At 70.0% G+C, this 22,401-nt stretch carries 19 protein-coding genes; 10 read left to right on the forward strand and 9 right to left on the reverse strand.

The annotated features are described in order from the left end of the window. Nucleotides 1–32: 32 nt before the first annotated feature. Genes AC5DRG_RS06655 through AC5DRG_RS06665 form a run of 3 tightly spaced genes read right to left on the reverse strand, consistent with a single transcriptional unit; the run spans nucleotide 33 to nucleotide 2,508 of the window. Nucleotides 33–722, reverse strand: a complete 690-nt coding sequence (locus tag AC5DRG_RS06655; protein WP_491808797.1) for an ABC transporter permease — start codon at nucleotides 720–722, stop codon at nucleotides 33–35. Further along, nucleotides 719–1,384, reverse strand: coding sequence for an ABC transporter permease (locus AC5DRG_RS06660; protein WP_491808798.1), 666 nt, complete (start codon nucleotides 1,382–1,384; stop codon nucleotides 719–721). The genes AC5DRG_RS06655 and AC5DRG_RS06660 overlap by 4 nt, the downstream gene beginning before the upstream one ends. After that, nucleotides 1,381–2,508 (reverse strand): ABC transporter ATP-binding protein, encoded by a 1,128-nt coding sequence (locus tag AC5DRG_RS06665; RefSeq protein ID WP_491808799.1) that lies wholly within the window; start codon nucleotides 2,506–2,508, stop codon nucleotides 1,381–1,383. Before AC5DRG_RS06665 ends, AC5DRG_RS06660 begins: the two co-directional genes overlap by 4 nt. A gap of 135 nt (nucleotides 2,509–2,643) precedes the next feature. On the opposite strand from AC5DRG_RS06665, the gene AC5DRG_RS06670 reads away from it, so the two are divergent. From AC5DRG_RS06670 to AC5DRG_RS06680, 3 genes are read left to right on the forward strand one after another with little or no spacing between them, the layout of a single operon-like run. Next, entirely contained in the window at nucleotides 2,644–3,645 is a 1,002-nt protein-coding gene (locus tag AC5DRG_RS06670; RefSeq protein WP_491808800.1) for an ornithine cyclodeaminase family protein, read from the forward strand. After that, nucleotides 3,642–5,168: an HAL/PAL/TAL family ammonia-lyase gene (locus AC5DRG_RS06675; protein WP_491808802.1), complete on the forward strand. Its 1,527-nt coding sequence runs from the start codon at nucleotides 3,642–3,644 to the stop codon at nucleotides 5,166–5,168. Before AC5DRG_RS06670 ends, AC5DRG_RS06675 begins: the two co-directional genes overlap by 4 nt. Continuing rightward, a complete protein-coding gene (locus tag AC5DRG_RS06680) occupies nucleotides 5,165–6,064 on the forward strand; it encodes an amidohydrolase family protein (protein ID WP_491808803.1) in 900 nt (299 codons plus the stop codon). Before AC5DRG_RS06675 ends, AC5DRG_RS06680 begins: the two co-directional genes overlap by 4 nt. Nucleotides 6,065–6,068: 4 nt before the next feature. Here the strand turns inward: AC5DRG_RS06680 and hutU are convergent, their stop codons facing one another. Further along, the gene (gene hutU, locus AC5DRG_RS06685; RefSeq protein WP_491808804.1) at nucleotides 6,069–7,745 is read right to left on the reverse strand and encodes a urocanate hydratase; all 1,677 of its coding nucleotides are present in this window, start codon (nucleotides 7,743–7,745) and stop codon (nucleotides 6,069–6,071) included. 22 nt (nucleotides 7,746–7,767) lie between these two features. On the opposite strand from hutU, the gene AC5DRG_RS06690 reads away from it, so the two are divergent. From AC5DRG_RS06690 to AC5DRG_RS06705, 4 genes are all read left to right on the forward strand, one after another. Next, on the forward strand, nucleotides 7,768–8,496 hold the full coding sequence (locus AC5DRG_RS06690; protein WP_491808805.1) for a GntR family transcriptional regulator: 729 nt from the start codon (nucleotides 7,768–7,770) through the stop codon (nucleotides 8,494–8,496). Next, entirely contained in the window at nucleotides 8,493–9,428 is a 936-nt protein-coding gene (locus AC5DRG_RS06695) for a 3-hydroxyacyl-CoA dehydrogenase family protein (protein ID WP_491808806.1), read from the forward strand. Before AC5DRG_RS06690 ends, AC5DRG_RS06695 begins: the two co-directional genes overlap by 4 nt. After that, the gene (locus AC5DRG_RS06700) at nucleotides 9,425–10,945 is read left to right on the forward strand and encodes an aromatic amino acid lyase (protein WP_491808807.1); all 1,521 of its coding nucleotides are present in this window, start codon (nucleotides 9,425–9,427) and stop codon (nucleotides 10,943–10,945) included. Before AC5DRG_RS06695 ends, AC5DRG_RS06700 begins: the two co-directional genes overlap by 4 nt. A 62-nt stretch (nucleotides 10,946–11,007) precedes the next feature. Next, complete coding sequence (locus AC5DRG_RS06705) at nucleotides 11,008–11,544, forward strand: cupin domain-containing protein (protein WP_491808808.1); 537 nt, start codon at nucleotides 11,008–11,010, stop codon at nucleotides 11,542–11,544. Nucleotides 11,545–11,557: 13 nt separating this feature from the next. Here AC5DRG_RS06705 and AC5DRG_RS06710 read toward each other — a convergent pair whose 3' ends face one another. Then, nucleotides 11,558–13,021: a glycoside hydrolase family 76 protein gene (locus AC5DRG_RS06710; protein ID WP_491808809.1), complete on the reverse strand. Its 1,464-nt coding sequence runs from the start codon at nucleotides 13,019–13,021 to the stop codon at nucleotides 11,558–11,560. Nucleotides 13,022–13,348: 327 nt separating this feature from the next. Between AC5DRG_RS06710 and AC5DRG_RS06715 the strand changes: the two genes are divergently transcribed. After that, entirely contained in the window at nucleotides 13,349–14,527 is a 1,179-nt protein-coding gene (locus AC5DRG_RS06715; RefSeq protein ID WP_491808810.1) for a glycoside hydrolase family 76 protein, read from the forward strand. Here the strand turns inward: AC5DRG_RS06715 and AC5DRG_RS06720 are convergent. The 4 genes from AC5DRG_RS06720 to AC5DRG_RS06735 all read right to left on the reverse strand — a co-directional run bounded on the left by AC5DRG_RS06720 (nucleotide 14,521) and on the right by AC5DRG_RS06735 (nucleotide 18,845). Continuing rightward, nucleotides 14,521–15,558: a LacI family DNA-binding transcriptional regulator gene (locus AC5DRG_RS06720; RefSeq protein ID WP_491808811.1), complete on the reverse strand. Its 1,038-nt coding sequence runs from the start codon at nucleotides 15,556–15,558 to the stop codon at nucleotides 14,521–14,523. The genes AC5DRG_RS06715 and AC5DRG_RS06720 overlap by 7 nt on opposite strands. A gap of 139 nt (nucleotides 15,559–15,697) precedes the next feature. Further along, a complete protein-coding gene (locus AC5DRG_RS06725; protein ID WP_491808812.1) occupies nucleotides 15,698–16,993 on the reverse strand; it encodes an ABC transporter substrate-binding protein in 1,296 nt (431 codons plus the stop codon). Between the two features lie 78 nt (nucleotides 16,994–17,071). Beyond that, nucleotides 17,072–17,920 (reverse strand): carbohydrate ABC transporter permease, encoded by an 849-nt coding sequence (locus tag AC5DRG_RS06730; RefSeq protein ID WP_491808813.1) that lies wholly within the window; start codon nucleotides 17,918–17,920, stop codon nucleotides 17,072–17,074. A 61-nt stretch (nucleotides 17,921–17,981) separates the two neighbouring features. Continuing rightward, nucleotides 17,982–18,845: a carbohydrate ABC transporter permease gene (locus AC5DRG_RS06735; protein WP_491808815.1), complete on the reverse strand. Its 864-nt coding sequence runs from the start codon at nucleotides 18,843–18,845 to the stop codon at nucleotides 17,982–17,984. A gap of 292 nt (nucleotides 18,846–19,137) precedes the next feature. Between AC5DRG_RS06735 and AC5DRG_RS06740 the strand changes: the two genes are divergently transcribed. Beyond that, a complete protein-coding gene (locus tag AC5DRG_RS06740; RefSeq protein ID WP_491808816.1) occupies nucleotides 19,138–20,502 on the forward strand; it encodes a glycoside hydrolase family 125 protein in 1,365 nt (454 codons plus the stop codon). A 755-nt stretch (nucleotides 20,503–21,257) separates the two neighbouring features. Then, nucleotides 21,258–22,154 (forward strand): S1 family peptidase, encoded by an 897-nt coding sequence (locus AC5DRG_RS06745; protein ID WP_491808818.1) that lies wholly within the window; start codon nucleotides 21,258–21,260, stop codon nucleotides 22,152–22,154. The last annotated feature ends 247 nt before the right edge of the window (nucleotides 22,155–22,401 follow it).

Here is a 22,401-nt window from a genome sequence, read left to right on the forward strand (position 1 = left end):
TTCCTTTCCAAGGGCCCGGGAGCCGAAAAAGTTCAGGATCTGGCAGCCGTGACCCGCAGGCCCGGCGAGACGATGACGCGCCGCAGCGCGGTGAACACGATCTGGACGACGAGCGCCAGGACGACGACGACCGTGGAGCCTCCGATGACCAGCTCGTAGTCGTTACGGGAGAGCCCGTCGACGATGAAGCGGCCGAGGCCGCCGAGTCCGGGGTAGGCGGCGACGGTCGCGGTGGCGACGACCTGGATCGCGGCGATCCGCAGGCCGAGGAGGATCAGCGGCAGCGCCATCGGCACCTCCACGCGCAGCAGGACCTGCCACTCGGTCATGCCGACCCCCCGCGCGGCGTCCCGGGTGGCGGGGTCGACGCCCCGGACTCCCTCGAAGGTGTTGATGAGGATCGGCGGGACCGCGAGCGCGATCAGGGCGACCAGCACGGGTGTGGTGCTGAGCCCGGCGAGCGTGACGACGAGGACCACCAGACCGAAGGTGGGGACCGCCCGGGCGAGGTTGGCGACGCTGGCCACGGCGAACGCGCCCCGGCCGGTGTGCCCCACCAGCAGCCCGAATCCCAGTCCGATCACGGCGGCGAACAGGAGCGACAGGCCGCTGTAGCTGAGGTGTTCCAGCAACCGGTGCGGGATTCCGTCGTCGCCGTGCCACTGCTGCGAGGAGGTCAACCAGTCGCCGATGAGCCTGAGTTGGTTCACGAGATCGTTCATGACGACGTCACCTTGCTCCGGGACCACGGGGTGAGCAGCCGCTGCGCGAGCACCAGCAGCGCGTCGGTGGTGAGCGCGAGCAGCATGATCAGCACGATCGCGGTGACGATCGGGGTCGGGAAGTCGAGCTGGAGCCCGCGGATGATGTAGTAACCGAGTCCGCCCTGGCCGATCAGCTGACCCACAGCGACGAGGCTGATGGAGGATACGGCGGCGACGCGTACGCCGGCGATGACGACGGGTACGGCGATGGGCAGTTCGACCTGGACGACCCTGCGTACCGGTCCGAATCCCATCGCGGTGGCCGCCTGCCGGACCGGTTCGGGGACCGAGGCGAGCCCGTCCACGACGTTGGGTACCAGTACCGACAGCGTGTAGAGCGTCAGCGGGATCAGTACCGTGCGTTCGGTCAGTCCCGTGTACCTGACGAAGATCATGAACAGGGCCAGTGACGGGATCGAGTACAGGATGTTGGCCACGGTCAGCACCGGCGGGTACAGCCAGCGCCAGCGATGGCACAGGATCCCGAGGGGCACCGAGATGATCAGCCCGAACAGCACCGGCAGCAGACCGAGTCTCAGGTGGACGCCGGTGTAGTCCGCCAGCTCACCGGCGTGCTCGCCTATCCAGTCCCAGCGGACCAGCGGCTCTCCGTCACTCATTTCTCGCCACCGCCCGCGTCGGACACCTCGGCCGCCTCGGCCGCTGCCATCACGGCGGACAGCTCGTAGGCGTCCGCGACGCCGATGACGGCGCCGTCCGCGTCCACACCCACCGCGAGCCGGGAGGGCGACAGCAGCGCCGAGTCGAGGGCGGCCCGTGCCGAGTCGCCGGCGAGGCTGAAGGTGTGGCCGAGCGGTACCAGCGACGCGTCCGCGAGCGTGCCGCCGTCCGGCAGTTCGGCCACCGCGGCCCAGCCGAGCGGGCGTCGGCTCTCGTCGACGACGAGCACCCAGGGCTCGTCCGCCGCCCGTGCGCTCCCAACGGAGGAGGTCGCCGACAGCACGAGTCCGTCGCGCAGCGGCACGTCGGCCGCCTTGACGAAGGACAGCCGGCGGATGCCCCGGTCCTGTCCGACGAAGCCGGCCACGAATTCGTCGGCGGGGTGGGCGAGCAGCCGCTCGGGGGTGTCGAACTGTGCGAGCTTGCCGCCGGTCCTGAACACCGCGATGTTGTCGCCGAGTTTGATCGCCTCGTCGATGTCATGGGTGACGAACACGATCGTCTTGTGCAGCTCCTTCTGCAGCCGGATGAACTCCGCCTGCAACTCCGCCCGGACGATCGGGTCGACCGCGCTGAACGGCTCGTCCATGAGCAGCACGGGCGGGTCGGCGCCCAACGCCCGTGCCACACCGACGCGTTGCTGCTGTCCGCCGGAGAGCTGGTTGGGATAGCGCTTGGCCATCTCGGCCGGCAGCCCGACCAGTTCCAGGAGCTCCGCCGCCCGCGCCCGCGCCTTCTTCTTGCTCCAGCCGAGGAGCAGCGGAACGGTCGCGATGTTGTCGAGGATGGTCCGGTGCGGGAACAGCCCCGCGTGCTGGATCACGTACCCGATGCCACGGCGCAGCTCGGGGGCGTGCACCTCCCGGATGTCCCGGCCGCGCAGGCTCACGGTCCCGCTCGTCGGCTCGACCATGCGGTTGATCATGCGCAGGGTCGTGGTCTTGCCACAGCCGGAGGGACCGACCAGAACGGTGATGCCGCCCTCGGCCAGCTCCAGGGACAGCTCGTCCACGGCTGTGGTGCCGTTTGGATAGTTTTTGCTCACCGCGTCGAATCTGATCAAGACTGCCCCTTACCCGACTGCATATGGTCATGCAGAGTTGTCGGTGACTGAATGGCAGTCAATGGGATTCTGTAAACGGCGCGTTACGTTCGTACAAAATGAGGCCGGAGGCGCCCGGAAATAGGGAGAAATACGTTGAAACCGGTCTGGTTCACCTTTCTGAACGGCTCGGACATCGAACAACTCGACCTGACCGACGGCGAGATACTCGACGCCGTCGAGGACGGGCTGCGCGCCCAGGGCCTCGGCGAGACGGTCATCGAACCGCGTGTCCACCTCATGCCCGATCCCGCGTTCAACGGTCACTTCAACGTCCTGCGCGGCTATGTCGCCCCGCTCGCCCTGGCCGGCGTCAAGATCGTGGGCGACTACGTCGGCAACTACAAGGCCGGTCTGCCCTCCGAGATGGCGCTGCTCAACCTCTTCGACCCGCGCACCGGCATGCCGGTGGCCGTGGTCGACGCCACCGCCCTCACCGAGATGCGCACGGGTGCCCTCACCGCGCTGGGGGCACGACATCTGGCCCGCCCGGATGCCAAGGTGCTCGGGCACATAGGCGCCCGCGCCACCTCGTACTGGAACGTCCGCCTCCTGGACCGGATCTTCGACCTCACCGAGATTCGCGTCCACTCGCGCCGCCCCGAGAGCCGCAAGGCCTTCGCCGAGCGCCTGGAGCGGGATCTCGGCAAGCCGGTCGTGGTGACCGAGGACTGGCGAAGCTGCGTGGAAGGCGCGGACATCGTGGTCGAGGCGTCCCGGCTTGAGCGGCCGGAGCCGCTGCTGAAGACCGAGTGGATCTCCCCCGGTGCCCTGGTGGTGCCCTACGGCACGAACAGCGCCGTCGAGCTCACCCTCACCGACATCATGGACAAGATCGTCGTCGACGACTGGGGCCAGGCCCACGCCGGACCGTTCGGCGCCCTGCGCGCCCACGTCGACTCCGGCAGGCTCAACAAGACCAATCTGCACGGCGAGTTGGGCGAGATCGTGGCAGGCCGCAAACCCGGCCGCGAAAGCCCCGACGAGACGAACCTGTTCTGGCACCGCGGCCTCTCCCTCTCCGACATCGCATTGGGCGCGGCCATGCTCCGCAAGGCCGAAGAACGCGGTCTCGGCCAGCGATTGAGGTTCGCATGACCGGGGTCGTCGTCGACGGACGGACCCTGTCCTACGACGATGTCGTCGCCGTCGCCCACCACGGCGCCCAAGTCACCCTGGCCGACGGGGTGTTGGCGCGACTGGCGCGCGAACGGGCCGTCGTGGACGACGTGGTCGACCGCCAGGTGCCGACGTACGGCCTGACGACCGGGCTCGGCACCCGCTCGTCGTACGCGCTCCCCCGTGCGGAACTGGAGGAGTTCAGTGTCCGGACGGTCAGGGGACGGGCCAACGCGGTCGGCGATCCGCTGCCGATCCCCGTCGTGCGCGCCGCAGTTCTCGCCCGGGTCAACGGCATCGCGGGCGGCGGCAGCGGAGTGCGGCCGGAGATCCCGCTACTGCTCGTGGCGATGCTCAACGCGCGGGTGCATCCGGTGATCCCCGAGGTGGGATCGATCGGCGCCTCCGATCTGTGCCAGCTGGCCCATGTCGGTCTCGTCGTCATGGGCGAGGGCAGCGCCGAGTACGCGGGCGAGGTCCTCGACGGGAGCACGGCTCTACGGCGGGCCGGGCTCGCGCCGGCCGAACTGGGCCCCAAGGACGGGCATGTGCTGTGCAGCGCGAGCCCGTTGGCGGCCGGACAGGGCGCTCTGGCCCTGCACGAGGCGGCCGCCGTCCTCGCACTGGCCCAGGCTGTCACGGCGCTCACCTACGAGGGCTTCCGGGCGAACACGAGCCCGCTCGACGCCCGCGTCCTCGGCCTGCGACCGGCTCCCGGCCAGTCCCGCGCGGCGGGCGAGCTGCTCGCTCTGCTGGACGGCGGTGAGCTGGTCGATCCCCGGAACGCTCGGCGGGTCCAGGACCCCGTCAGTCTGCGCTGCGCCGCCCAGGTGCACGGTGCCGCGTACGCGGCCCTGGACTTCGCCGACGCCGCGCTGGAACCGGAGTTGAACGGTTGTGGCGACAACCCGGTGGTGCTGGCCGACACCGGCGAGATCCTCTCGTCCGGCAACTTCCACACCCCGGCCCTGGCCCTCGCCCTCGACACCCTCTCACTGGCCCTGACCCAGACCGCGGCGGTCTCCGCCGAGCGCATGCGACGGCTGCTCGACCCGGCCGTCAGCGGACTGGCCGCGAACCTCTCGCCGTACGGCCCGGAACGCTCGGGCTTCGCACCGCTGACCAAGACGGCGCAGGCACTGGTCGCCGAGATCCGCCTGCTGTCCACACCGGTGTCCACCGATCCCCGCCACGGCGCCGACGCCGTCGAGGACGACTCGACCAACGCGGCGCTCGGCGCGCGGCGGCTGACGACGATGCTCACCCGCCTGCGGCAGCTCCTCGCCGTGGAGGCCGTGGTCGCCGCCCAGGCGGTGGACCTGGCCGCACCTGCCACGGTGGGGCGCGGACCGGGGCTGCTGCACCGGGCGATCCGGAAGGTGGTGCCCCGCCTGGACGACGACCGGCCGCACGGGGTGGACGTGGAGACGGTGAGCCGCGAGATCCTGGGGTCCGACGACGTGCGGAACGCACTTCGCGCCTTGGTGGGAGGAGCGTCATGACCAACGTCGACGTACACCAGCATCTGTGGACCCCCTCGCTGGTGGAGGCCCTGCGATCCCGCCGCGAACCGCCGTTCCTGGACGGCTGGACCCTCTTCCTGCACGGCGAACCGCCCTACGAGATCCCACCCGCCGACCACGACATCGCCCTGCGCCGCGAAGTCGCCGCCGCCGACGGCCTCGGCCGGGCGCTCGTCTCGCTGTCCGCCCCGATCGGCGTGGAGTGGCTGCCCGCGGCCGAGGGACGGCCCATGCTCGACGCCTACCACGAGGGGGCGGCCGCGCTTCCCGAGCCGTTCGGGGCCTGGGCCGCCGCATGCGTCCGGGACATCGACGCGAGCGCGACGGCCAAGGACCTCGACCGGGGGTTCGCCGGCCTCCAGCTCCCGGCGAACGCCCTTGCCGACGCGGCCGGTTACGCCCGGTGCGCCCCGCTGCTCGATCTCCTGTCGGAGCGCGACCTCCCACTGTTGGTCCACCCCGGGCCGGCGCCCGACGAGTCGGAGGGCCCCGGCTGGTGGCCCGCGATGGTCCCCTACGTCCAGCAGATGCACGCCGCCTGGTTCGCCTTCCGGGCCTTCGGCCGACCGCGCCATCCCCGGCTGCGGGTGTGCTTCGCGCTCCTGGCCGGGCTCGCCCCGCTCCACGGGGAGCGCTTCGCCGCGCGGGGCGGAGGACCGGCCGCGAACGACCCGAACGTGTTCGTCGAGACGTCCTCCTACGGGCCGCATGCCGTCGACTCGATCGTCCGCGTCCTCGGCACCGGCGCCGTCGTCCAGGGCTCGGACCGGCCGTACGCCAAGCCGCCGCAGGAGCCCGGTTTCGGCCTTGGCGGAGCCGCGGCATACGCCTTCCGTATCGCCAATCCGCGACGGCTGCTCACCGGAGGAGAGTGAGCATTCAGAGGGCGGGACCGGCCGCGCCCAGATCGAGTCCCGCCGCCCGGGCCTTCCGGGTGGCCTCGTCGTACCCGGCGTCCGCGTAGCGGGCCACGCCCAGTGCGGGGTCGGTCCAGAACACCCGGCGGATCTTGCGTTCCGCCAGTTCGCTGCCGTCCGCGACCACGGTGACGCCGGTGTGGATGCTCCGGCCCACCCCTACGCCGCCCCCGTTGCCGACGGACACCCAGGTCGCGCCCTGGGCGGCGTTGAGCATCGCGGCCAGGACGGGCCAGTCGGCGATCGCGTCGCTGCCGTCGAGCATCCCCTCGGTCTCCCGGGACGGCGAGGCGACGGCGGCCGGGTCCATGTGATCCCGGCCGAGCGCCAGCGGGCCGATCTCGCCGCTCCGGACGAGTTCGTTGAGGCGCAGGCCCACCTCGTGCCGCTCACCGAGCCCGAGCCAGCAGATCCGGGCGGGCAGCCCCTGTGGTGCGACCCGGGCGCGGGCGAGCGTGAACCACCGCTCCAGGGACGGCGATTGGACCACTTCGAGTACGGCGTCCTCACTGCGCCGCAGGTCCTGAGGGTCGCCGCTGAGACAGACCCAGCGGTACGGCCCGACGCCGCGCGCGAAGATCGGACGTACGAACTCCGCTACAAATCCCGGGAGTTCGGCGGCCAGCGGAGCTCCGGCCGCGACCGCCTGGGCGCGCAGGTTGTTGCCGTACTCGAAGACGACGGATCCGCGCTCGCGCAGCGCCAGCAGGGCGTCGGCGTGAGCGCGCAACGAGGCCTGCACGGCGGCCCGGTAGGCGGGGTCGGGGGTGCGTGCCAGGTCCGGCGCGTACCCGACGGGCACATACCCGTGGTCGAGGTCGTGCGCGGCCGTCTGGTCGGTCGCCACGTCGATGGCGACTCCGTCGGCGACCAGCCGGGGCAGGATCTCGGCGATGTTGCCGACGACCGCGATGGCGGCGGGGTCGGACGAACCGGTGAGGTCGGCGACCGCCGAGGCGTAGTCGGGCGCGATGCGGTCGACCCAGCCCGCGTCCAGCCGGCGCTTCGCTCGCTCGGGGTCGACCTCGACGATCAGGCCGCGACCGCCCAGGTTCGCGATGGCCAGCCCTTGCGCGCCGCCCATTCCACCGAGCCCGGCGGTGACCACCCGGCGGCCCACGAGGGTGCCGCCGAAGTGGCGGCGGGCGAGGGCGGAGAGGGTCTCGTGGGTGAAGCCGAGGACGCCCTGCGTGCCGATGTAGAACCAGGACGCGGCCGTCATCTGCCCGTACATGGTGAGTCCGGCGTCCTCCAGGCGACGGAACTCGGTCTCGTCCGACCAGGCCGGCACCACCATCGCGGTCGATATCAGCACGCGCGGCGCGTCCGGGTGCGTCGGCAGCACCGCCACGGGCTTGCCCGACTGCACCATCAACGTCTCGTCGGGGCCGAGCCGTTCGAGGGCGGCGACGATCGCGTCGTACGCCTCCCAGGAACGCGCGGCCCGGCCGCGCCCGCCGTAGACGACGAGCCGGGCGGAGTCCTCGGCGACAGCGGGGTCGAGGGTGTTGAGGAGGCAGCGCAGCACGCCCTCCTGCTCCCAGCCGCGGCAGCGGAGTTGGGCACCGGTGGGTGCCGGGACACCCAGCCTTCCGTGCCCTCCGTGCCTTCCGTCAAAGTGACCGTTGATTGGATCCATGGATCCAATCTAGTATCCGGGCATGTGCCCGCCACCACCCTCCGCACCGACTCCCCCTGAGACGCTCGCCGTCGCGGGCCTCGCCGACCAGATCGCCTACCGGCTGCGCGCCGACATCCTCGACGGGAAGCTGCCGTTCGGCGCCCGCCTCCAACACGAGGAACTGGCCGCGCGGTTCGGCGTCAGCCGGACGCCCATCCGCGAGGCACTGCGTCAGTTGCAGGCCCTCAACCTCGTGGAACTGGCGCCCAACCGTGGCGCGACCGTGCGCACTCCGTCCCGGGCGGAACTCGTCGAGGTCTACGAACTCCGCGCCGAGATGGAGGGTTTCGCGTGCGCCCTCGCGTGCGAGCGAATCACGTCCGAGGAGTTGGACAAGCTGGACCGGGCACAGGAACGCCTCACGGAGGCCATCAGCGCGCCCGGGCGCGTCGACGACGCGGAACTCGACGCGATCATGGAGGACGCCAACACCGCGTTCCACGACGTGATCCACCGGGCAGCCGGCAACCGGCGCCTCACCGACTCCGTCCAAGGGCTCCGGCACGTCTTCCCCCGCGACTCGGTCTGGCGGGTCATCGCCCATGACGAGACGGCCCTGACGGCCATGAACGTGCACGAGCACCTGGCCATCGCCGCCGCGCTGCGCGCCCGTACACCGGACGCAGCGCGCGCTTTGATGCGCGACCACGTCCGTGGCGCCGGCGAGATCCTGCTCGCCCACCTCGACGAGCAGCGATTCTGGGGATGAGCGAGATGAGTGCGGCCTTCGGCCGTGTGCTGGTCATCGGTGGCGGCGCCATGGCCACCGGTATCGCCGCCCGGCTGTTGGCCGCGGACATCGAGACGGTCGTGCTCGTACGTCGCCGGGAGGCGGCCGCCGCGACCCGGGACGAGATCACCCGGCGGGTCGAGCGGCTCGTCGAGAGGTCGCCCCGATCCGTACGTCCGGCGACGGTGCTGGTCGATGACGCGCCCGGCGGGTTCGCGCTGGCCGTGGAGTCGATAGCCGAGGACCTGGACGCGAAGCGCGCCGTGCTGGCCCGGGCCGAAAAGCTGGTCGCCGACGACGGGATCGTGGCGACCAACACCTCCTCGCTCCGGCTGGCCGACCTCGCCGAAGGCCTGGCCCGCCCCGAACTCTTCGCCGGCTGGCACTGGTTCAACCCGGCCGAACTCGTACCGCTCGTCGAGGTGACGGGCGGACCGCGCACGGCGCCGTACACCCTGGAACGGCTCGCCGCGCTCTCCCGGGCGATCGGCAAGGAACCGATCACGCTCCGCCGCGACCACGCGGGCTTCGTGGCCAACCGGCTCCAGTACGCGTTGCTGCGCGAGGCATACGCGCTCGTCGAGGAGGGCGTCTGCGATGTGCGGGACGTCGACCGTGCCGTCGTGGCCGGGCTCGGGGCGCGTTGGGCGGCGATCGGGCCGTTCGCGTCGATGGACGCGGCGGGGCTCGACGTCCACGAGGCCGTCGCCGAGCAGCTGTTCCCGCAGCTCTCCCGCTCGACCGAGGTACCGACCCTGCTGCGGGAGGCGCGCCGCGGCGGTGCGACCGGTATGAAGGGCGGCCGGGGGCTGCTGGGCGACTATCCGCTCGGAGCGGCGCGCGAGATCGCGGCGCACCGGGACGCGGTGCTCACGCTGCTGGCCGACGCCGGGCGGGAGGCCAAGCAATGACGTCCCTCGCGGAACCCCTGGCAACCGAAAGAGAACCGGTCGAGGGCGCGCTCGTCCTGGGCGATCGCCCGCTGCGCCCGGCCGACGTGGTGGCGGTGGCGGGAGGCCGTCGCGTTGTCGCCGGCGATGCGGCCCGTGCCCGAATGCGCGCCTCACGCACCGCACTTGAGGGTGTGCTGGCCCGCGGTGACACCGTGTACGGACTCAGCACCGGCGTCGGTGCGATCAAGACCGAGGCGATCGACGCGGGCCAACAGGCCGCGTTCCAGCCCCTGTTGCTACGCGCGCACCGCGTGGGCCACGGGCAGTTGGCGCCCGCGGAATTCGTCCGCGCGGCCATGGTCGTACGGGCCGCAGGCTTCGCCGTCGGCGTGGCGGGCGTACGGGAAGAGGTCGCCGACGCGTTCTGCCGGGCCCTCGACACCGGTGTGACGCCCCGCGTCCATCTGATCGGCTCGATCGGACAGGCAGACCTGAGTCAGCTGGCCGAGATCGGCCTCGCGCTCATCGGACACGGCGACGACGGCGCGGCGCTGGTCGCGGGCGGCTACACCCCGGTCGAGCTCGGCCCGCGTGAGGCACACGCCATCGTCAACAGCAACGCGTTCTCGGTGGGCATCGCCTGTCTCGCCCTGGAGCGCGCCGACCGAGCCGTCCGCGCCCTCGACGTGTCGGCCGCGCTGTCGCTGGAGGCCCTGACGGCGAACGTCGACGCCATCCACCCGGCGGTCGCCGGAGTGCGCCCGTACACGGGGGCCCACGAGACGATCGGCCGCCTACGTGCGCTGCTGTCCGGCGGTGCGCTGCTGACGGGTGCCCGGCCGGCCCGTGCCATCCAGGATCCCCTGGCCTTCAAGGTGGTGCCGCAGACGCACGGCGCCACCCGCCAGGCGCTCGGGCACTGCGCGGACGCCCTGGAGACCGAGCTCGCCTCCTCCGGCGACAGTCCGATCATGCTCCTCGACGAGGACCGCGCGATCTCGACCGGCAACCACGACATCGCCCCGGTCGCCATCGCCCTCGACTACGCGCGGCTCGGCCTCGCACAGGCGGTCACCATCGCGGGCGAGCGTGTGCAGAAGCTGCTGGACTCGGCCTTCACCGGCCTCCCGACCGGACTCCGGGCCGACCCCACCGCGCCCGACGACGGCCTGGCGATCCTCGCCAACGGCGCGGCGAGCCTGTCCGGCGAAGCCCGCCTGCTCGCACAACCCGTCACTCTGGAGCAGCCCACCAGTGGCATCGCGGCCGGCATCGAGGACCGCATCACGATGGCCCCCACCGCGGCCCGCCGCCTGCATGAAATGACCGACCTGGCACTGCGGTTGGCCGCTGTCGAGCTCGTGTGCGGAGCCCAGGCGGTCGACCTCCGCGGACACGCCGGAGACCTGGGCGAAGGAACCGGACGCGCCTACGCGGCGACGCGGCGTTCGGTCCCTTTCGTCGGCGCGGGCGAGGCCCCGGGCGGCGACCTCGACGGGCTGCACGACTGGCTCGCGGGCGACGAACTCCCCTAACAGCTCCGCCTCATGACGATCCATCACACATCCAGCGACGCACCCGCCCCAAGGGGATGACCATGAACGCGAACCCCGTCGACACCGCCGCCCTCGCCGAACTCGGCGCGTCCGACCGCCCGTTCCTGCCGGAGGAGTGTGCCGACCGGGCCCGCCGCGCGGCCGAGTTCGTCGACACGGCCGCGCTCGACCGCTCCGGCCCCGGCTCGTATCTGCTGCTGTGGCGCGACGAGCACTCCGAGGCGTGGCTGAACACCTGGTGGGAGTCGCGCGACACCGGTTACCACGACCACCAGGGTTCCTGTGTCGGCGTACACGTCATCGAAGGCACCGCCTGGCAGGAGGGGTTGCCGGTGGGCGGCCCGCGCCGCGCCCGCCGGTACGGGCCCGGCGAGTCGTTCTCGTTCCCCGGGTCCGGCGTCCACCGGATGGACCACGACGCGGGCGCCATCACCATCCACGTCTACTCTCCGCCGCTGCGGGCCATCGGCCACTACGAGATCATCGACGGCGAACTCCACCGCACAGCGGGCCCGGCGGACGAAGGCTCCCCCGCGAGCCCTCGTCTGCTGGACGCCCTCAACGCGATCGGCAACTGAACCCACCGGTGTGTCAGTTCGCCGCGTTCATCAGGTCGAGCGCGCTCTGCTGGCGCGCGGCGTCGGTGGAGTCCAGCGGTCCGGCCCAGTGCAGCCCGTACGCGTCGAGGGCGTTGCGGTCGTACGCGTACGCGGCATCGGCCTGCCGCCTGATGTACGACGTGTAAGGGCCGTCGGACAGCCGGGCGTTGAAGGCGCTCAGCCCCCGGATGTACGCGCCCTTGAAGGACGGCCCGTCGCCGCCGCAGCCGTTCGTCTCACAGGGCTCGCGCAGGATTCCGCCCGAGTTGAGGGCCGTTGACGAGGTCGAGGCATCCGCGATCTGGCGGCCGGTGGTGAGCAGGTCGGAGTCCCCGGTCGCCCGGTACAGCTCCGACAGACCGCCGAGCAACACGCCCTGGTTGTACGACCAGGTGGTGTCGCCGTTGTTGCCGCAGGTCGAGAGGTTGATGCCGTCGTTGACCAGATGGGAGCCGTTGATCATGCCGGTGCCCTTGAACCACGCCCACTCGGCGTTGGCCCGGCCGAGATAGACGGTGTCACTCGCGATGCGGTTGTGCAGGGCGGCGTTCAGCTCCAGATAGAGGGAATTGGCGATGGCGTTCTTGTAGGTCTTGGCGGTGCTCCACCACACGCCACCACCACACGTGGAGTCCCAGTACCGTGCCATGTAATCGGCGTCGGCACGCGCGGTGTTGAGGTATCTGCTGTCGCCGGTGAGGTCGTACGCGGCGACCCAGGCCAGCCCCCACCACCCCGTGTCGTCGATGTAGTCGTTGGTGAAGTTGCCGCCCTGGGCGGAGAGATTGCGGTCGTAGGTGTTGGCGATGGCGTACTTGTAGCTGCCCATCCCGGTGACGCGGATGTTGTCGATGACGGCGGTCAGGGCGTTGGCCGAGTTCCACCAACCGGTGGTGTCGAACAGGCCGGTGGAGCTGTTGTACGACTGCATCAGCGCGGTGGCCGCGGCCGTGGGGCGGCTGTACGCGTTCCAGGTCGTCCGGGCCCACGCCGTGCAGGCGATCTCCGCCCGGTCACCGGCCTTGCCGCAGGCGCGCAGGGCGCCGACGCCGAGGTTGTTCCAGTCGTCGACGTTGTACATGAGGGTGCGCCAACCACCTTGCCCGGAGGGGATGGTGGTGTCGCCGAGCTTGCTGCCCGAGGCCCAGGTGCGGCCGCCGTCGAAGGAGCGGTCGAGCCAAACCTCGTCGCCCGGGCTGCCGTTGGTGATGGAGGCCCAGCCCATCGCGTCGGTGTCGTCGAAGTGCAGCACGATGTTGCGGGAGTAGATGGTGGCGGTCACGGGCTGGCGGTCCTGCGGGGACAGGGCCGGGTCGCGGGCGTCGCAGTACTTGTTGCACACGGTCGCCGCGGAGGCGGCGGCGACCGCTGTGCCGCCGCCGGCCGGGACGAGGAGGGCGAGGGCGGCGATCAGCCCGGCCGCGGTTCTCCGGAAACGTCGCGCTGTCGGTGTCATGCCGACTCCATGGGTGTGGGGGATGGGGAAGGTCAGCCGAGGCGCCAATGCTGGTCGAGTCCGCCGACGCAGTCCCAGATCTGGATCTCGGTGCCGGGGGCGGTCCGGTCGTCGTACTTGAGGAGACAGTCATGTCGGTGCACATGTCCAGACCTCTTGGAAACGTATCCATCGCGAAGGTGCCACCCCTCGGACTCACACGTCAATGGTCCGGACCATAACGGTCATCGCAGCCAACTACTGGTGCTGTTACGACCGTTGACGCGCCGAAAGCATGATGGCAACGTTTCCACCACCTCTCACCCGCACCCGAATGGAGACGTTCCCATGCGCAGGTACCCCTCCCGCAGGGCGCTGGTCGGCTCCGGCCTGACGGCCATGGCAGCGGCATCCATGGGAAACGCGGCCGCCGCGGACGGCAGCGAGACGGAGCGCCGCTCCCGCGCGCTGTCCCGCGCCAGAGCCGCCTACACCGCCCTGGAGAGACACTTCGGCACGACAGACGGATCCGGGCTGGTCCGCGAGCAGTACCCGGCGGCCCCGGACGACAGGCCGTACTCCTACGAATGGCCCTTCTCCCAGGTCCACATCGCCGCTCTCGACCTCGCCGCGGTGGACCCGGCGTACGAGCCGGAGCTGACCACCCGCGCGAAGGCCCAGGAGCACTACTGGAACGCCGGCGGCGGCACGACCGACCTCCCCGGATACGACTCCTACCCCCGCACCCCGTACGGCTCGGGCGGCGACATGTTCTACGACGACAACGAGTGGGTCGGCCTGGCAAAGGTCCAGCGCCACCTCCAGACCGGAGAACCCGCAGCACTGACCCGAGCCAAGGAGATCTTCGAACTCGTCACGTCCGGCTGGGACACCGACCCCTCCCACGCCGCACCCGGCGGCGTCTTCTGGACCCAGGCGACCTGGAGCCACGACCGCAACACCGTCTCCAACATGCCGGGCGCCCAACTCGCCCTGCGCCTCCACCAGATCACCGGCGAGAGCGGCTATCTCGACTGGGCAAGACGGTTCTACGACTGGACGAACACCCATCTGCAAAGCCCCGGCGGGCTGTACTGGGACCATCTCGACCTCCAGGGCACCATCGAGAAGACCGTCTGGTCGTACAACCAGGGCGTCCCGATCGGCGTCAACGTCCTGCTGCACCGGGCGACCCGCGACCGTGTCTATCTGCGCCGAGCCGAGCGCATCGCGGAGGCCGCGTACGCCTACTACGTCACGCAGGGGCGGCTGTTCAGCCAGCCGGTACCCTTCAACTCGATCTTCTTCAAGAACTTGTTGCTCCTGGAATCGGTGACCGGCGACGGCAGGTACCACCGCGCGATGGCCGACTACGCCGACCAGGTGTGGTCCACGATGCGCGATCCCGCGACCGGCCTGGTGCACTTCAACTCCTCCGGTGGCACGGAGGTGATCCAGCAGGCGGCCTTCGCACAGCTCTACGCCGTACTCGCGTGGCCTCGCGACCTCTGGCCGACGCTCTACTGAGACGGCGGCGCGAGCTCCCCCGTACCCCGGGCGATGAGCCGCACCGGCAGCACGGTCCTGCGGGACGGGGTGTCCTCGCCGTTGATGCGGTCGATGAGCAGACCGGCGGCGTGGCGACCGAGTTCCTCGGTGTCGGAGGTCACCACCGTGACCGGGGTCGGCAGCATGTCGGCGAGCTTGAAGTCGTCGAAGCCCACCACGGCTACGGGCGCCCCCAGTTGCTGACTCGCCCGCAGGACGCCCTCGGTGAGGAAGCCCGTGGTCGAGAAGATCGCCGTCGGCGGCTGAGCCGACGTCAGCAGGGCGTGGGTGGCGGCGGAGGCGTCGTCCGTGGTGCCGCGCGGCAGGGTGACGACCAGGTCCTTGTCGGCGGGGATGCCGTTGCGCCGCAGGGCCTTTCGGTAGCCGCGCAGCCTGCGGCCGGTGGTGTAGTACGAGGGCGCGACCAGGATCGCGATCCGGCGGTGGCCGTGGTCGATGAGGTGCTGGGTCGCCGCCGCTCCCCCGCCCTCGTTGTCGACCAGGACGACGTCGGCCTCGGCGCCGGTGGCGGGCCGGTCGACGAAGACGATGGGCACGTGGTCGTGGGCGTTGACCTCGTTGAGAAAGGCATGGTCGCCCTGGTCGGGCACGATGATGAGCCCCGCGACCCGTCGCCCGATGAGCTCGCCCACCGCGCGGCGCTCGACTTCCGGGTCCTCGTCGGCGGTGCTGAGGAGCACCGCGTAACCGGCCTGGTTCGCCACTTCGACGGCCGCCTTGGCGAGCGACGCGTAGAAGGGGTTGGTGAGGTCGCCGAGCAGCAGCCCGATGGTCATGGAGTTCTGCCCGGGGCGGAGCGAGCGCGCGATCTCGTTGCGCTGGTACCCGATGGCGTTGATGGCGGCGTTGACCCGGTCGGCGGTCTCCTGGCGGACCGTTCCGATGCCGTTGACGACACGCGACACGGTGACGAGGGCGACTCCGGCCCGCTCCGCGACATCGCGCATCGTCGGCCTGGTGTTCTGGCGCTGCGGGGAACGACTGCTCACGTGGGGCGGAGACCAACTTTCATCGCCGGGGCGGCCGGGTGATACGCCCTCAGGATACGTTTCCGGTTCCGGACGCGTGCCCCGGCCTGCAAGGGGTGACCGGGGCTGTGCGTCCGCGGCTCGGGCGTTGGATCCTGTCCTAACCGTTGCTCTTGATCACGTCGTTGATCTTGTCGGTCATGGTCTGCAGATCGGACAGCGGCTTCTTGCCCTGGAGGATGTCCGGCCAGTATGCCGTGATCACGTCGTTGGACTGGCTGGCCCACTGGGTGGTGAAGCGCACGCCCATGGTCAGCGGGGCGTCCAGGTCCGCTTTGACGGTGGACGCCACGGTCGTCAGCCCCGCCTTGCCCAGGGCGTCGAAGTACGCGTCCTGAGCGCCGGTGTAGGCCGGCACGGCCACGGGCGAGTCCGGGAGCACCTTGGTCCACACGGTGGAGTTGAGGTAGGAGAGGACCTTGAAGGTGGCGTCCGCGTTCTGGGTGTACGACGGGGTGCAGATGCCCACCGCGTCGTAGAGGGTGGCCGCCTTGTCGACCTGGGGCAGGGGCGCGAAGCCGTACTTGATCTTCGGCTTGTCGGTGAGGAATCCGGCGGCCAGCCACTGACCGCTCCACAGCATCGGGATCTCCCCCGCCGCGAACAGGGACTGCTGGCTGGAGATGTCGTAGCCGGGAGGCGCCACGGCACCGCTCTTGATGCCCGCCACGAGTTTGCCGACGCCCTCGGTGTAGGTCGCGTCGGCGGTCACCTTCGTGGGCTGGTGGACGCTGTCGGTGAAGGGCGCGCCGCCGGCGGACAGGGAGTAGAGGCTGAGGCTGAAGGGCGCGTCCAGGCTGGTCATGGCGTCGGCGACCAGGCCGTACTTGGCGCCCTTCTTGTGCAGCTTGTCGGCGGCCGCGTACATCTCGTCCCAGGTCCAGCCGGCGGCCGGCAGGGGGACTCCGGCGGCCTTGAAGGCGTCGATGTCGTACCAGATGCCGTAGGTGTTCATCAGGGAGGGGACTCCACCGGTCTTTCCGTCGGCGGTCGTCCAGTTCTTCATGGCGGTGGGGACGAAGCTGCCGGTGGTGAAGTCACCGGAGCCGGACAGTCTTTCGGACCAGTCCGTGAGCAAGCCCTGTCCCGTGTACTGGAGTTCGGTGTCGTTGCCGCACCAGAACAGGTCGGGCAGCTTCTTGGCCTGGGTGAGGGAGGCGAGCTTGTCCCCGTAGTTGCCGTTGGGGGTGTCGATGCGCTTGACCGTGATGTCGGGGTCCTTGAAGCCGGCCAGGGCCTGGTCGATGAGCTTGTTGGTCGCGTTCGACTCCCAGGTCATCACGGTGACCGTGGTCTTCCCGCCGGACTCACTCCCCGAGGAGCCGCCGCAGGCGGACGTGGCCAGCAGTCCGCCTGCCGCGAGCAGCGCTCCGGCGGCGTGCAGTGTTCGTTTCAACGTGGCCTCCTGCGTGCGTGGTTGAGTCGGCCGACCGCGGTGCGCGGTCAGCCCTGTGCCGGCCGGCCGCGGGCGCGGTCAGCGCTGGTTGACGGTGCCCAGTGCGCTCAGACCTTGGATGAAGTAGCGCTGGGCCACGAAGAACACGGCCAGCGGCGGGAGCATGTAGAGCAGGTTCGCGGCCATGTAGAGGTTCCAGTCCGGGGTCTGGCCGGCGAACTGGGAGACGAAGGAGGCCATGCCGACGCTCAGCGGCCACTTCTCGGACGAGTACAGGTAGATGAGCGGGTTGAGGTAGTCGTTCCACGAGAACTGGAAGGCCAGGATGGCCATGGTGATCCAGGCCGGCCGGGTGATGGGCAGCATGACGCTGAAGAAGATCCGGACGTGTCCGGCGCCGTCCACCTTGGCGGCCTCGTCGATGGAGTAGGGCACCGACAGGAAGTACTGGCGGGCGAGAAAGATGAAGAGCGGATTGCCGCCCAGGAAGGCCGGGACGATCAGCGGCAGCCAGGTGTCGTACCAGCCGATGTCCTTGAAGAGCTGGAACAGCGGGATGATGCCGACCACCGGGGGCAGCATCATGGAGCCGACGAAGACGTAGAACCAGAGCCTGCGACCCGGGAAGCGGAGCCGGGCCAGGGCGTATCCGGTCATCATCGAGGTCAGGACGCCGCCGATCACCGAAAGACCGGTGATGACAAGGGAGTTCAGCAGCAGGCGGGGGAAGTGGATCGCCTTCGGTCCGTCGATGAAGTTCTCGAAGTGGAACTCGTCGGGCAGCAGCCGGGGCGGGACCTGGAAGACCGCCGAGTGGCCCTTCAGGGCGATGGTGAGCATCCACAGGATAGGCAGGACCATCACCGAGGAGATCAAGAGCGCGACGGCGTACCAGGACGCGGTCCGTACGGTCTTCCGGGGCGGCAAGGGTGAGTTGGTGATGGGCGTCGGTTGCGGGGACGGCGCCGGCTCCGACGCCGTCGTGACGTCAGGAGACGTGGTCACTGTAGGTCCAAATCGACGAGAAGCGGGCGGTGGCGGCGATCACGACGACGATGACGAGGAAGAGGACCCAGACCTGGGCGGAGGCGTAGCCGAAGTCGGCGACCCGGCCGAGGGTGGGGAAGCCGTTGTTGTAGATCGACAGCATCAGGACCCTGGTGCTGAATCCGGGTCCGCCGAGGCCGTCCGGCGAGAGGATCTTCGGCTGGTTGAAGGTCTGCAGGGCGGTCACCAGTTGCAGCACGACCTGCAGCACCATGATCGGGCTGATCAGCGGCAGGGTGATCCGGAAGAACATGGTCCGGGGGCCTGCGCCGTCGATGCGGGCGGCGTCGTAGAGCTCGGTGGGTACCGCCTGGAGGGCGGCGAGGAAGATGATCATTGTGGAGCCGACGCTCCACAGCATGACGATCACGATCGACGGCATCGCCGAGCCCGAACCGGACAGCCACTCACTGGTCGGGAGGTGAAACCACGTCAACACCTGGTTGGCCAGGCCGACTTGGGGGTTGAAGACGAACTTCCAGAGTGTGATCGTGGCGACCACGGGCAGCACCACCGGAAGGTAGACCAGGGTGCGCAGGACGCGGACTCCCCGGATGCGCCGGTTGCAGAACACCGCCAGCGCAAGGCCGATGACCAGTGACAGCGGCACGTACAGGACGACCAGCAGCAAGGTGGCACGCACCGACGGCCAGAAGGACAGGTCGGTGGTGAACATTCTGCGGAAGTTGTCGAGGCCGACGAAGGTCGGGGCGGTCAGGCCGTTGTAGCGCGTCAGCGCGAAGTAGGCAGAGCGGATCAGCGGGTAGACGACGAAGACCGTGAAGCCGATGAGAGCCGGCGCCATGAACGCGTACGCAGCCCGGGTGTCCGACGTGAGTTTCCCTCGCCGGCGCGGCGACGGACACGGCGGCGGGTGCGGGGGTCGGTGCGGCTGCTGGTCCGGAGTGGCTCTCACACGGACTCACCTTCTCCTCCGAGGAGTTGACGATGACCAAGGCCGGGCGGACCCGACCGTCTGGTGGTCTCCAGCTCCATCAAGGTAACGTTTCCATTCCCTGTTGATCACACGGTGGCGCACGCCACAGAGGGAGTCAAGAGGCGCGATGGTAACGTTTCCCGGATCAACATCCGGAACAGTGTGGGCGGTTCCGGAGTCGCTGAGGACGCTCGGCAGACGGCTGGCCGCCGAACTGCGGGGCAGCCCTGCAGTGGACATCGTCGAGAGTTGCCTGACCAACACCTGGACGACATCGATGAGTTGGGGCATCGCACCGTCGGACGCCTCGAAGGTCTCGAAGATCCCGGAGGTCTTCGTCAAGACCGGAGACATCCCGGCGATGTGGCTGCGGGACAGCACGGCCCAGGTCCGCCCCTACCTCGCCGTGGCCACGGACCCGGAGGTCGGCGACGTCCTGGTCGGCGTATCGCGCCGCCAGATCCGTTGCGTCCTCCTCGACCCGTACGCCAACGCCTTCAACGACGGCCCCACCGGCGCGCACGGCGAGCCCGATGACCGGCCCGCGCCGAGCGCGTGGGTGTGGGAGCGCAAGTACGAACTCGACTCCCTGTGCGCGCCGTTGCAGTTGGCGTACGCGATCCGGGGGGCGACCGGTCGCGTGGACCACCTCGACGACGCCTTCCACCGAGCCGCCTGGACGATCGTGCGGATGTGGCGGGCGGAGCAGTCCCACACGCACTCGCCCTACTGGTTCGTCCGGCCGTCCGGCCCCTTCGCCGGTGACAGCCTTCCCCAGGGCGGTCGAGGGGCGAGCGTCCGGCGGAACGGTATGACGTGGTCGGGCTTCCGCCCGAGCGACGATCCCTGCCGGCACGGCTACCTCGTCCCGGCCAACGCGCTGGCGTCGGCGACCCTGCACGGGCTGGCCGAACTGGCCTCGTCCACCCTCCGCGACGCCGAACTCGCCCGCGAGTCCAGGAGGTTGGCCGACGAGATCGACGCCGGAATCCTGGCGCACGCGGTGGTCGAGATCGACGGAGAGTCCGTCCTGGCCTACGAGGTGGACGGCCTCGGGTCGGTGCTGCTCGGCGACGACGCCAACCTGCCCAGTCTGCTGAGCCTCCCCCTGAGCGGCTGGTGCACACCGCGGGACCCGCTCTACCGGGCCACCCGGCGTCTCGTGCTCTCCGAGGCCAACCCGTCGTTCTTCAGGGGCCGTTACGCGTCGGGCGTCGGCAGCACGCACACTCCGGACGGTCACGTCTGGCCGCTGGCGATCGCCACCGCCGGCCTGACCTGCGACGAGAACGCCGCCGCACAGGCCCTGGAGACCCTGGCGACCACGACCGCCGGCACCGGCCTGATGCACGAGAGCTTCCACGTCGACAACCCCGGCCGCTTCACCCGGGACTGGTTCGGCTGGGCCAACGCCATGTTCAGCGAACTCGCCCTCGGCCTGTGCGGGGACGGCGTACGGCACCTGTTTCCCGCACACCCACGGACGCTGCCCGCCGCACCGGACACGGACAGCGGGCCTGCGTGACCGGCGCCGAGACTCTCGTCCACGACTGGGCCGAACCCTGGGGAGCGAGGCCCCTGCCGTGTGCCGTTCGCGGATCCGTACGCGGCGGCGTCGTTCAAGGCGTTCTGGAAGGCCGTCGTGGTGTGGGCGCCGGTGGTCGGCTGGGCCGAGTAGGGCGCGCTCTGCACATTGAAGATCCCGGTCCCACTGGACCCCGGACGGTGGGTCTCGGCCGGGACGGTCGGGATGACCAGGTTGGGCCGGCCGTCGAGATTGACGATCAGGTACTCGTCGCTGTGCACGGTGAAGGTCAGGGTCGAGCCGCTGACGGACCCGGCGATGCCCAGCTTCTGCGGGCTGATGCCGTACGAGCCGATGTTCGTGTTGTTCACCTTGGTCACCGCGATGGCGGCGGTACCACTCCCCCTTGGCGGCCACCCCTGCGTGACAGCTTTCTCCCCTCGCGCCCTGACCCGCCGGTCATCCGCCTCCTCCAGCCGCCCTCTTCGGCCGAAGGCTGCCTACCCCCGCCGGGTACGGCCGGGGACACTGAGGCGTTGGCCGGCTTGTCCGGGCCTCGCCGGGCACTCCATCGCTGCGTCTCGCCACAGCCGCGCGTCGGCACGTGTCCCCGAAGGGATGTCGGGGCACAGACCCCCTTCGTAGCCGCCCACCGCACCACCGCACCACGGCACCACGGCACGGAAGCGCAGCACGCCCGAGGACCATTCGGGCGTGCTGCGAACTCGACCTACCGTCCTTGGGAGACCTGAGTGATGAGAGCACGCCGTACCACCATCAGACATTCACGGCTGATTGCCTCGGTGTTGAGCCTGCTTGTCGTGACCGCTCTCGCCGTGTCCGACACCGGCGCGGCCGCAGCGCCTACGGCCGGCGCCGCACCATCCACCGCCTCAGTTACCGGCGTGGCCTCGGCCGTCGAATCCCTGGGAATCGCCGGGACGACCTGGACCGTCGACGAGCGCACCGGGAAGCTGCGGGTTCTCGCCGACTCCACGGTGGCGGACGCGGACCTGGCCAGACTCCGCCGGGCCACCGGGCGTTTCGCCCGTGCCACAACCCTCGAACGGCTCGACGGCCGACTGCGCACCCTCCTGTCGGGCGGCGACGGCATCTACACAGCCGGTTGGCGCTGCTCGGCAGGGGTCAATGTGCAAAGCGGCTCCACCTACTACTTCGTCACCGCCGGCCATTGCACCGAAGGCACGTCCACCTGGTACACCAGCACCGCCATGACCACGACGATCGGCCCCACCACCGGCACCAGCTTCCCCACCAACGACTTCGGTGTCGTCCAGTACGCCAACTCGGCCGTCCCACACCCCGGCACCATCGGAACCGTCGACGTCACCGGGACCGCGACCGCCTATGTCGGCCAGAGCGTCTGCCGTCGGGGAGCGATCACCGCCGTCCACTGCGGTGTTGTCACCGCGCTGAACGCGACCGTCAACTACGGGAGCGGGGACGTCGTCTACGGTCTGATCCAGACCAACATCTGCGCCGAGCCGGGCGACAGCGGCGGCCCGCTCTACGCCGGCGACAAGGTCATCGGAATCCTCTCCGGGGGCTCCGGGAACTGCACCACGGGAGGGACCACCTACTACCAGCCGATCCAGGAAGTACTGAGCAGCTACGGGCTGTCCGTGTACTGACGAGGCGTTGGAACGGCCGCACATCAGACCTGCAGTAAGTCGTCGCACCCCCTCCTCAGCCAAGGAACGACAACCGAACCTGTCTGTTCAAGTTGTCCCGGTTGGTGTCCACCAACCTCCGTTAGGACAACCCCAGATTAACTGGGTTACGAACGCGCATTCAGCGCCGGTGCCGCGGCCTTCCCCTCACGGACTGACCGCGGCGGCTGGAGCTGCAGTGAGCTGCACTGCGAGTAGGGCAGCGTCT

The sequence above is a fragment of the Streptomyces sp. JLBG701 genome, from assembly GCF_058544905.1.